General features: G+C 33.9%; 11 protein-coding genes and 2 tRNA genes. 3 read left to right on the top strand and 10 right to left on the bottom strand.

The genetic code is table 11. From position 1 onward, the window contains the following. Positions 1-159 precede the first annotated feature (159 nt). Both nadE and AC1RPN_RS06580 read right to left on the bottom strand, forming a co-directional pair. The gene (nadE, locus tag AC1RPN_RS06585) at positions 160-987 is read right to left on the bottom strand and encodes an ammonia-dependent NAD(+) synthetase (RefSeq protein ID WP_481761872.1); all 828 of its coding nucleotides are present in this window, start codon (positions 985-987) and stop codon (positions 160-162) included. A gap of 12 nt (positions 988-999) precedes the next feature. Continuing rightward, positions 1,000-2,463 carry a nicotinate phosphoribosyltransferase gene (locus tag AC1RPN_RS06580; protein ID WP_481761871.1) on the bottom strand — a complete coding sequence of 488 codons (1,464 nt, stop codon included), beginning with the start codon at positions 2,461-2,463 and terminating at the stop codon, positions 1,000-1,002. Positions 2,464-2,623: 160 nt separating this feature from the next. On the opposite strand from AC1RPN_RS06580, the gene AC1RPN_RS06575 reads away from it, so the two are divergent. Next, positions 2,624-3,370: a WecB/TagA/CpsF family glycosyltransferase gene (locus AC1RPN_RS06575; protein ID WP_481761870.1), complete on the top strand. Its 747-nt coding sequence runs from the start codon at positions 2,624-2,626 to the stop codon at positions 3,368-3,370. A 41-nt stretch (positions 3,371-3,411) separates the two neighbouring features. Here the strand turns inward: AC1RPN_RS06575 and AC1RPN_RS06570 are convergent, their stop codons facing one another. The 8 genes from AC1RPN_RS06570 to AC1RPN_RS06535 form a co-directional block, all read right to left on the bottom strand. Then, a complete protein-coding gene (locus tag AC1RPN_RS06570; RefSeq protein WP_481761869.1) occupies positions 3,412-4,641 on the bottom strand; it encodes a NupC/NupG family nucleoside CNT transporter in 1,230 nt (409 codons plus the stop codon). Positions 4,642-4,795: 154 nt separating this feature from the next. After that, positions 4,796-5,497, bottom strand: coding sequence for a GntR family transcriptional regulator (locus tag AC1RPN_RS06565; protein WP_481761868.1), 702 nt, complete (start codon positions 5,495-5,497; stop codon positions 4,796-4,798). A 25-nt stretch (positions 5,498-5,522) separates the two neighbouring features. Beyond that, positions 5,523-6,650 carry an N-acetylglucosamine-6-phosphate deacetylase gene (gene nagA / locus AC1RPN_RS06560; RefSeq protein WP_481761914.1) on the bottom strand — a complete coding sequence of 376 codons (1,128 nt, stop codon included), beginning with the start codon at positions 6,648-6,650 and terminating at the stop codon, positions 5,523-5,525. A 73-nt stretch (positions 6,651-6,723) separates the two neighbouring features. Continuing rightward, positions 6,724-7,521 (bottom strand): pyrroline-5-carboxylate reductase, encoded by a 798-nt coding sequence (proC, locus tag AC1RPN_RS06555; protein WP_481761867.1) that lies wholly within the window; start codon positions 7,519-7,521, stop codon positions 6,724-6,726. A 113-nt stretch (positions 7,522-7,634) separates the two neighbouring features. Beyond that, a tRNA-Gln gene (locus AC1RPN_RS06550) sits at positions 7,635-7,706 on the bottom strand. 14 nt (positions 7,707-7,720) lie between these two features. Next, positions 7,721-7,804: transfer RNA gene (locus AC1RPN_RS06545), tRNA-Tyr, on the bottom strand. A 66-nt stretch (positions 7,805-7,870) separates the two neighbouring features. Further along, positions 7,871-8,695: a metallophosphoesterase gene (locus AC1RPN_RS06540; protein WP_481761866.1), complete on the bottom strand. Its 825-nt coding sequence runs from the start codon at positions 8,693-8,695 to the stop codon at positions 7,871-7,873. 60 nt (positions 8,696-8,755) lie between these two features. Beyond that, positions 8,756-10,213, bottom strand: coding sequence for a peptide MFS transporter (locus AC1RPN_RS06535; protein WP_481761865.1), 1,458 nt, complete (start codon positions 10,211-10,213; stop codon positions 8,756-8,758). Positions 10,214-10,406: 193 nt separating this feature from the next. On the opposite strand from AC1RPN_RS06535, the gene AC1RPN_RS06530 reads away from it, so the two are divergent. Continuing rightward, complete coding sequence (locus AC1RPN_RS06530) at positions 10,407-10,622, top strand: transposase (RefSeq protein WP_481761913.1); 216 nt, start codon at positions 10,407-10,409, stop codon at positions 10,620-10,622. Between the two features lie 93 nt (positions 10,623-10,715). Further along, positions 10,716-10,844: a transposase gene (locus tag AC1RPN_RS06525; RefSeq protein ID WP_481761864.1), complete on the top strand. Its 129-nt coding sequence runs from the start codon at positions 10,716-10,718 to the stop codon at positions 10,842-10,844. Positions 10,845-10,977 lie beyond the last annotated feature (133 nt).

Genomic DNA, 10,977 nt, shown 5'->3' with positions numbered 1-10,977 from the left:
CTATGTATGTTGCAGAACTTTAAACATACATAAGTCTCACTATTTAAGGCAATACCAGAAAAAGAACTTTCTTGTTGGTGACATTGCCGCGGATAACCGCCAGTTACTCCCCTATGATTTCTTTAATTATAACTGAAATGAAACAGCTTACGCAACTATTTACTTCCAAAAAGAATCATAAACAGTAATTGGCAGATGTCGTTTGTGTTCTGTCTTTAAATACCAATTTTCAATTTTATCACTAATTTCTTTTGAAACTACCTTTCCTTCAAGATAATCATCAATATTATCGTAAGTAACTCCTAAGGCAACTTCATCAGGTAGCGCTGGACGGTCTTCTTCCAAATCGGCTGTTGGTACTTTTAAATACAGATGTTCCGGCGCATTTAACGAAGCTAACATCTCTCTACCTTGGCGCTTATTCAAACGCCAAAGTGGTGTAATATCAGCACCTCCGTCACCATATTTAGTATAAAATCCAGTAATTGCTTCTGCAGCATGGTCAGTTCCCACAACCGCACCTGACTTTGCCCCGGCAATCCCATATTGAGCAATCATGCGCTGACGAGCTTTGATATTACCTTTATTAAAATCAGAAATTTCAAGATTGTTTGCCATTAAGCTTATTACCATTTCATCGGTAGCACCTTTAATGTCTACACGAACCACTTGATCTGCCTGCATAAATTTTATAGCATCTAATGCATCAGATTCATCGGATTGATTGCCGTATGGTAGTCGAACTGCAATAAATTGATAATTGCTATCACCGGTTTCTTCACGTAACTCACGAATAGCCTGTTGTGCTAAATACCCAGCAAGTGTTGAATCTTGTCCACCAGAAATTCCTAAAACTAAAGATTTTAAAAATGGATGTTTCAATAAATAAGCTTTCATAAAATCAATACTCATACGAATTTCTTCTGCAATATTTACACTTGATTTCACTTTCAAAGTTTCAATAATTTTCTTTTGTAAGTCAGTCAAGATTAACACCCCTTATTTAATATTATTCATATTATTTCTAATTTTTTGGATGATAGCCATCTTATTATCATAAGCTTTTTGTGATAAATCGACAGGGTAATCTTGTGGATTTAATTCACGTTTATATTCTTCCCATAACCCATCTAACTGAATTCTTGAATACTCTCTAATAGCATCCAATTCTGGCTGATTATAAACCAGTTCACCTTCAACAAATATATCTTGTAAAATTGGTCGTGCATTATAGTTAGTTACCAACTTATTAATATAGGTATACTGCTGATGGAACATATAAAGTGAGTCTTGTTTCTGAGGTTCCTCATCCGATAGTGCAATGTAATCTCCTTCAGTTTTACCATCAACTTTATTAGTAATACGCCATACTTGTTTCTTACCTGGTGTTGATACTTTTTCTGCATTATTACTGAGTTTAATTGTATCAACCATTTTACCATCGCCACCTTCAATGGCTACTAATTTATAAACTGCACCTAAGGCGGGTTGATCATAGGCAGTTATTAGTTTAGTTCCAACGCCCCAGACGTCAATTTTAGCTCCTTGCATTTTTAAATTAGTAATTGTTTTTTCATCTAAGTCATTTGAGGCATAAATTTTAGCTTCTGTAAATCCAGCTTCATCTAATTGTTCACGAACGCGTTTCGAAATGTAAGCCATATCCCCACTATCAATTCGTACGCCGGCAAAATTAATCTTATCACCTAACTCTTTAGCAACTTTAATTGCACTTGGCACACCACTTTTTAACGTATCGTATGTATCAACTAAAAAGACACAATCACGATGCGTTGTTCCGTAAGCCATAAAAGCATCATAGTCATCTCTGTATGCTTGAACTAATGAATGCGCATGCGTTCCACTGATAGGAATACCAAATATTTTACCTGCTCGGACATTACTAGTTGCATCAAATCCACCAATATAAGCTGCACGTGTTCCCCAAATAGCTGCATCAAATTCTTGTGCTCGTCTTGTACCAAATTCTAACACACCATCATCTCCGGCTACAGCTTTGATACGAGCTGATTTTGTTGCAATCAATGTTTGATAATTAATGATGTTAAGTAATGCCGTTTCTACTAATTGACAGTCTGCTAAAGGACCTTCTATTTGGACAATGGGTTCGCCGTTAAAAACAACTTCCCCTTCAACAGCTGACCTGATTGTGCCACGAAAATGAAAATCTTTTAAATAGGCAAGAAAATCATCTGGATATCCTGCCACTTCTCTTAAATACGCAATGTCTGTCTCTGAAAATTTTAAATTTTGAATATAATTAATAGCTCGTTCTAAGCCTGCAAAAATCGCATAGCCATTAGAAAATGGTAAATTTCTGAAGAAAACTTCAAATACAGCATTTTGATTATGAATATTTTTTTCCCAGTAAGTTTGGATCATATTAATCTGATAAACGTCCGTATGTAACGTATAGCTATCATCTGGGTAATTTTTTACCATGATGTTTCTCCTTTAAAATGAATGCACTACTAGAATTTTTTCCAGCACACAAATTATAATCTACATTTTACCATTTTTTCCGTAATCCGTCATATTCAATACTTATTTTAAATTTATCTTCTGTTATAATGAGACAAAGTTTAAAAAGTGAGGACATATTATGCCAAATAAATTTAAAAAAACAAAAATATTAGATATCGAATTTATTAATACAACTAATGACGCTTTTTTAACTCAGATAGCGACTGATTCGATAGCTCATCTAAATCGATTTATCGTGACAGCCAACCCAGAAATTGTTCTATTTGCACGACAACACCCAGATTATAAAAAGATTCTTAACCAAGCTGACTACGTTACACCAGATGGTATTGGTATTATCAAAGGCGCAGCAATTTTAGGGACTCCAATGCCCGAACGAATCACTGGCTATGATACTTTAATGAGCCTGCTTAAATGGGCTAATAGTCATCAAAAATCAATATACCTAGTTGGTGCAGCCGAAACGGTCATCCAAAAAGTTGCCAAAACGATTAAGTCTGATTATCCAAACATTAATTTAGTCGGATTTCATAATGGTTATTTCAAAAATGATCAGGATATTGTAAGTAACATTAAAATATCTCAGCCTGATTTTGTTTTTGTTGCAACAGGTTTTCCAAATCAGGAGGAATTTATTCAGCGTAATCGCCAAGTGTCTGATAGTATCTGGATGGGTGTTGGTGGTAGTTTCGACGTTCTAGCGGGTACTGTGAATCGTGCGCCACAATTTTGGCAAAATCATCATATTGAGTGGCTTTATCGTTTATTCCAAGAACCGACTCGTTTTATTCGAATGCTAGCTATTCCACGTTACTTATTACTAATATACAAAGAAAAATTTAGAGGACATAAAAAAAAGAACTAAGAAATTAAAAATTTCTTAGTTCTTTTTTACATATTGTTATATTACCAAACGAAAACGCCAACCATACCCGCTGATAATAATGAAACTAGAATACCAGATAATAGCATGTAACCAACGTTTCTTGCGATAACATCATTTTTTTCTTTATCCACAATTCCTTTGAAACAACCAATAATCATTCCAATTGTTGAAAAGTTTGCAAACGATGTAACAAAAACAGTTAAAACAGCTTTGTAATGAGGTGCAAATGAGTTAATCGTACTTGATACTTGTCCCATAACAACAAATTCATTTGTTACTAATTTTGTACCCATGTAACGTGCTAATTCGAAAGCATCTGAAGGATTGAATCCCATTAACCAAGCAAATGGGAACATAATAATACCTAAAATATTTTCAAGTGATAAATTTGGATTAACTAATCCAAGAATATTATCAATCAAGGCTGCTAAAGCAACGAAAGCAATAACATTTGCTGCAATAATCAAGACTAACTTACCAGCACCCAAAATTGAATCACCCAAGAAAGCGAAAAAGGGTTCTCTTTTATTATCTGATTCAGAAGTTTCTAAATCATTTGAGTTACTACCTGTCATTTCAGCAATAGTATCTTCTTCTTCTGTTACTTCAACTGGATTTAAAATACTTGTTATAATAATAGCATTAATAATATTAATTGGAACAGCTGTTAAGATATATTGACCTGGCATCATTGTTGTATAAGCACCAATGATTGAAGCCGTCACACAGCTCATTGACATCATTGCCAAAGTTAAGTTCCGTTCTGATTTCATTAGTTTCAACTGAAGGCTTGAAACAGCTAATGCTTCAGTATTTCCCAAAAACATCATTTCTACTGAGAAAAATGATTCAAATTTTGGTTGGCCTGTAATTTTTGATAACCCACGGCCAATCCACTTAATAATAAATGGAAGAACGCCAATGTACGTTAAAATATCAAACAATGGCACAATCATAATAACTGGTAATAGAACACTCATGAAAAATCCCATATCAGTTACTTTAGGCATAGCGGGTACCATAAATTGAATACCTTGATATGCGGCCTGCATTAGCCAATTAAACCCATTAGCCGCGCCTTCTACAAGATCACGTCCTAATGAGAATTTTGTTAAGAACCAAGCTAAAAATAAATTAATAACGACCATAATTGCGATTGATTTCCAATTGACTTCTCTCTTTTTCTTGGAAAACGCAAATGCAACTAAAATAAAAATGGCAACACCGAAAATATTAACTAATAAATACATATCTTAAAACCCCTTCAGATAATTTATTTTTTGCTCTTAAATAATATAGCGTTATCTCAAATTGATGTCAATCGAACAGATTTCTCAAAAAAAAAATTACTCTATCTCATCCATTGATATGGTTGAAAGAGAGCAATTAATAATTTCTTAAACTTTATTTTTCTAGATAAAATTCAAAGCGATTCCCTACATATTGTGTCCGAACATATTCAAAAGGTTCACCATTTTTCAAAAAGCTAACTTGACGAAGCCTCAAAATCGCTTCACCACGCTTGATTGATAGATAATCCGCTATGCTTTCAGCAGCTGACATAGCAGACACTGTCTGTTGTGCCCCTCCCAATGTTAAATTGGCTTTTTCTTCCAATGTTCGATATAAAGAGCTCGTAATTTCAGTTTTACTATAACCCTCAACTAATTTATTAGGAACCGTAGCAACTTCAAAACAAATCGGTAAACCATCAGCATAACGAATTCGTTCCATTCGTAAGACTAGTTCGCCATCGATCAATTGTAACTTTTCAATTTCACTTAATGAAGGCGTTGTAACATGATAAGTGATCGTCTTACTTGAAGCCACTTTTCCCTGTTCAGCCATTAGGTCAGTAAAACTAGTCACACCTGACATCTTTTCTTGAACCTTCTTACGAGCAACGTAGGTTCCATCACCAACATGACGTTCTAGAATACCTTCATCTACCAAGGTTTGAATTGCCTGTCTAAGCGTCATTCTGCTGACACCAAATACAACAGCAAGTTCACGTTCAGCCGGAATACGATTGCCAACTTCCCATTCACCAGATTCAATTGTTTTTTTCATTTCATTATGAATTTGAATATATATGGGAGATCCCATTAACAATTACCTTCCTAACCTTTTATTAAAATTTACGTCCAAAGCTATATGTGCTTTCTAGTTGCATGTTAGCATCAAATAAGTTCATATCAGCATCTTTTCCGATTTCAATAGCACCTTTTGATGTTAAATTGAATTCCCTAGCTTGATTGACAGAACTCATCAATACAGCTTCTTCGATACCACAACCAGTAAATTTCATAATATTTTTAAATGCATCTTGATATTGTAAAACAGAGCCTGCTAAATTACCAGATTCTAATCTTGCTTGTTTGTCTTTAACAATAACTTTTTGCCCGCCAAGTTCGCTTAAGCCTTCAGGCATTCCTTTAGCACGCATCGAGTCAGTAATTAATTCAATACGTTTAGGTCCTTTTAAATCATAGGCTAGTTTAATCATATCTGGCACAATATGAAAACCATCAGCAATAATTTCTGTATAAATATTATCCTCTAAAAATGCATGTCCAGTTACACCTGGTTCACGATGCTTAAATTCGCGTTGTGCATTGTATAAATGAGTGACATGACTTGCTCGAGAATGTTTCATTTCTTCGCGAGTAGCGTTACTATGGCCCACTGAAGGTACGATACCATTCTTGATACAATACTCTTCAAATTCAGGTGACGTTTTATGTTCCGGTGCATAAGTCACTAATTTGATCATATGTCCTGATAATTCATTCCATTTATCAAATAACTTTGTATCAGGTGCCTCAATATATTTTTCAGGCTGTGCGCCTTTAAAAACAGGAGAAATAAATGGTCCTTCAAGATGAATTCCTTGAATAACAGGGTTCACTTCAGCGGCTTTTTTGATACCAACCATAGCATTAGCAATATTTTCATGTGATTGGGTCATTGTCGTTGCGAAATAAGTCGTAACACCTTCGTGAATCATATCGGTAACCATTTCATTAATTTGTTTAGAATCACCATCCATAGCATCAAAACTATATCCACCATGGCTGTGAACGTCAATAAATCCAGGAACAATAATTTTCCCTTCTACATCTCTAACCTCATCAGAGGCTAAAGCTTTGTATTCGCTCATTGGCCCCATTGCACTAATTTGTTTATCAAATCGAATATATGCATCTTCAATTTTTTCTGAACCCGTGTAGATAACTGCATGTTTTAAAACAATACTCATCTTATCCGCCATCCCTTCAATTTATAAACTTAGTATAATCGGTATAGACCAAAAAAACAAGGTCATATCAAATTTAGTTTTTGTCTTTAGCCACAGTTGCATCAACTGCTTTAATAATAGAATTCATAAATCCAGCCTCTTCCATTGCAAGCAATCCAGCAATAGTTGTGCCACCCGGAGATGAAACCTCATCAATTAATTTCCATGGCACTTCATCAGTAGCTAAGACCTTTTTTGCACTGCCTAGTACAGCTTGAGCAGCAATCTTAGTTGCTTTATCTTTTGGTAAGCCATATTTAACGCCTGCACGTGCAAGCGTATCAATAAATAAGTAAATAAATGCTGGTGAGCTACCAGCAAGAGCAACAAACGTGCTAAAATCGCGTTCAGCAATCTCCATCGTTTCACCAATAGTATCAAATAAATCAGTACCTTGTTTCATTTGTTTATCTGTCAAAATATCATTACCGACTAACGCAGTCATACTTTCGGAAACCGTTGCGTTAACATTTGGCATTGTTCTTAAAATACCAACTGAATGATTATCTAATTCTAATTCAATTTCAGAGATTGAAACACCTGATACAATAGAAATTAGCATAGGTTTGTATTCCTTCACTGACTCTTTAATTTCTGCTAAAACCATACCTAAGACAATTGGTTTAACAGCAAGAAAAACAACGTCAGCCTCACTAACCACCTGAGCATTGCTACCTAACGCTGTAAAGCCATTAGCTTCAGCATAAGGTACATAGCTGGACTCTCTTGCACTGTGTACCAAAATTTCTTTTGGCGCGATAAATTCTGCTTCTACTAAACCTTCAATAATTGCTCGAGCCATATTACCAGCTCCAATAAATCCAATTTTCATAGTTTCCTCATTTCAATTATTATATTTAATTACTATCTCCATCATACCGCAAAAAAAAATAAAATAACAAATAAAACAAAAAAGCAGATACCTAAGTATCTGCTTTTAGCTAGTTGGGTTAGATGGATTCGAACCATCGCATGACAGGATCAAAACCTGTTGCCTTACCGCTTGGCTATAACCCAATATTATAAAATAATGGTGGAAGAGAGTGGATTCGAACCACCGAACCCGAAGGAGCGGATTTACAGTCCGCCGCGTTTAGCCTCTTCGCTACTCTTCCATATCAGCTTTATCCGACTTAACTATCATACAAATAAATGGATTAAAAATCAAGCTTTTTTTTCAATTATTTTAAATTAATTATTTGTAACGTAAATTTCCACTCATCGAAGAACGTATTTTTCGTCCATTCGTTATATTTTTTCCGCCCATATCCCACTGGCTTCGTATAATACGTCGTTTCATTAATTTGAATAGGATCATGTTTGATATGGAGGTGCCCAAATAAAACTTTTTCTACTTTATAGTATTCTAACAGATCTCCCATCTTTTGACTACCTAACATGCCGTTTGCAACGTTCCAGAAACGATTATCATTATTAATTTTAATATACAATTCATTAGGTACAAAATGAGTCATAAATATTATTTTTTTATTTAATTGTTTCGCATCACTCAATAATTTTTCAGTTTGTCTTAAACTTAATTTAAATCTCTCGACATCTGGCATTGGTTGAACAATTTTACGATCGATCCAATAGTTTGTTTTCCAATGTAGCATTTCTTTATCAGACCGTTTTAGCTGTTTTGAGTAACTGTAATCGTACCATCCATTATTACCTATAATACGCCATTCAGTGCCGGAGATATCCAAATATTGATTATGGAGATAAGAATCATTCACTACACTTTCTAGCTCATCAAATGTTATATTTTTAACCATGTCATGGTTACCTGCAATAAATAAGACAACAATTTTATTATTTAACTTTCTTTTCAGTCTAATAATATAATCAATCGTTTTATTAAAATCATTAAATAAATCTCCTGTAATAAGATAATACTCAATATTTTTCGCTAATAGATAATTTACTTGTTCATCAATAATTATATCCACATCAACTTTATTAATATCAAAGTGATTATCACTACTAGTTGCAATAATTGTCATGTTTCCCTCCAAAAAAAGATATGTTAATTAAAATTAACATATCTTTCATTAAAAATCTATTTAATTAACGCCTTCCATTAATTTATGAATTCTTGGAATAAAGAAACTCAACATAATACCAAAGGCAACAGTAATTCCACCAACTACAGCAAAGTACATTGATTCAGTAGCGGGTGTGTATAACCGAACAATTTGTGAATTCAATGCTTGAGCAACAGCATCACTCAAGAACCAAACACTCATCATTTGAGATTGAAAACTTTTTGGTGCAAGTTTAGTAGTAATTGATAAGCCAACTGGAGAAACCAAAACTTCACCAAGCATAACCATCATCCAACTTGCAACTAACCATAATGGGCCAACTTTAGTATCTGTTCCAAAAAGAACACCAGGGAGCATCATCCAAAGGAAAGATGCTCCAGCAAATACTAGACCAATTGAAAATTTAGCTGGAGAACTAGGTTGTTTCGATCCTAATTTAACCCATAACCAAGCAAATATTGGAACATAGATTAATATGAATAACGGATTCATACTTTGAAAGAAACTAGCTGGGAAAGTGAACCCAAAAGCACTTAACTGCGTTCTAGTTGACGCAAACATTGCTAAAACAACTGAACCTTGTTCTTCAATTGACCAGAATAAGATACTGGCAATAAATAACGGAATATACGCTGTAAGTCTTGATCGTTCAATTTTTGTTGTTTTCTTACTTGTTAACATCATTGTAAAGTAATAGACAGGGATGATAACTGCAAGAATTGTGATTAAAAGAATGACATTCGTAATATTTAATGATTTAAATAGGAACATGATAACTAAAATTAAAGCTAAAGCTATAACACCGATTGAAGATTTTTTAAGAATAGTTGATAATTCGTTAGGTTGAATAGGGTCATTAGGATATAAACTATCTTTTGTTAAATATTTTCTTCCGTCAAAGTAATATTGAACTAAGCCGAAAAACATCCCAATAGCTGCTAATGAGAATCCAACGTGGTAATTATATTCTTGACCAACCCATCCAACTAGCAACGGTGCAATCAAAGCACCAATATTAATCCCAGATACAAAGATACTGAAACCAGAATCACGTCTTGGATCCTTACTATTGTATAATCCACCAACCATTTCAGAAACATTAGGTTTTAACAACCCTGTTCCCAATACGATTAACGCGATAGATATGAATAAAGCAACTGATTTAAAGGGTGTTGCAAGAACAATATGTCCTAGCATTATTAGTATTCCACCAATAAACACTGTTTTTCTACTACCCCAAAGGCGATCACTAACGAAACCTCCAATGACACCTGATAAATAAATTAATGATCCATAAATGGACATAATTGACATGGCTGTAGCTTGATTATAACCAAGCCCATCCACTTCTGAAATCATATAGTATAAAAGAATTGCTCGCATTCCGTAATAACTGAATCGCTCCCACATTTCTGTAAAAAATAGTGTTGATAATCCTCTAGGATGACCAAAAAAGGCCGTATCTTTATTTTTCATGGACTTCCTCCGATATAAATCTAGTATATGTATTTTAATGCATTACACATTATACAATGTATATATATCAATAGTCAAATCAAATTTTTACTTATATCTCATCATTTACTACTTGTTTTATCATTTAACGTCTTTCTAATATGTGAAAAATTTTATATCCATTATTAAGTAATAGTGTAACAAAAAATGCTCTATAGTATCTGCTATTTTTGCTAGAACAATCTATCAAGTGACTAAGTATTTTATCCGGTTCATTTTAGAAGCACGCGAAAACGTTAAAGTAATCGTTACTTATATAAACTATACGTATCCCAAGTTTACGAGAACTTTGTTATTCCCGAACGCCATAGTTGTTTACGATCAATTTCACATTTACAATGCACTTATGCATGCATTTAATAAAACTTGAATTCAATTTTTTAAAAAAATTGTTTACTCATTTTAATTTAACATGAAGACTATGTGAAAAACGCTATTAACTATCCTTATTCTAATAGCCTACTTGAAGGAAGGGACTAACAATAAATTGAAAATTATTAAACGTAATGCCTACGGATTTAGTGATTTTAGGAACCGTGTTTCCTTTGTAATGAGAAATAAAACTATAAAAAAAGGTGTTGTCACTTTGTGACAACACCTTTTTTTATATTCAGCAACGGTCGTAAAATTTTATTGTTTTATTTTTAATAGCATGGCAACGTCCTACCCTCGCAGGGGGCGACCCCCAACTACTCTTGGCGCTAAGAAGCTTAACTTCTGTGTTC

The organism is Dellaglioa sp. CoH-57-MRSF-20 (assembly GCF_056781955.1).
Note: the sequence above shows the minus strand (reverse complement) of the source record. Positions and strands in the feature narration are given on the sequence as shown.

Coding starts and splice junctions, on each gene's coding strand:
- AC1RPN_RS06580 (WP_481761871.1), bottom strand. CDS start 2,463: ATGGTAAAAAATTACCCAGATGATAGCTATACGTTACATACGGACGTT.
- AC1RPN_RS06575 (WP_481761870.1), top strand. CDS start 2,624: ATGCCAAATAAATTTAAAAAAACAAAAATATTAGATATCGAATTTATT.
- AC1RPN_RS06570 (WP_481761869.1), bottom strand. CDS start 4,641: ATGTATTTATTAGTTAATATTTTCGGTGTTGCCATTTTTATTTTAGTT.
- AC1RPN_RS06565 (WP_481761868.1), bottom strand. CDS start 5,497: ATGGGATCTCCCATATATATTCAAATTCATAATGAAATGAAAAAAACA.
- nagA (WP_481761914.1), bottom strand. CDS start 6,650: ATGAGTATTGTTTTAAAACATGCAGTTATCTACACGGGTTCAGAAAAA.
- proC (WP_481761867.1), bottom strand. CDS start 7,521: ATGAAAATTGGATTTATTGGAGCTGGTAATATGGCTCGAGCAATTATT.
- AC1RPN_RS06540 (WP_481761866.1), bottom strand. CDS start 8,695: ATGACAATTATTGCAACTAGTAGTGATAATCACTTTGATATTAATAAA.
- AC1RPN_RS06535 (WP_481761865.1), bottom strand. CDS start 10,213: ATGAAAAATAAAGATACGGCCTTTTTTGGTCATCCTAGAGGATTATCA.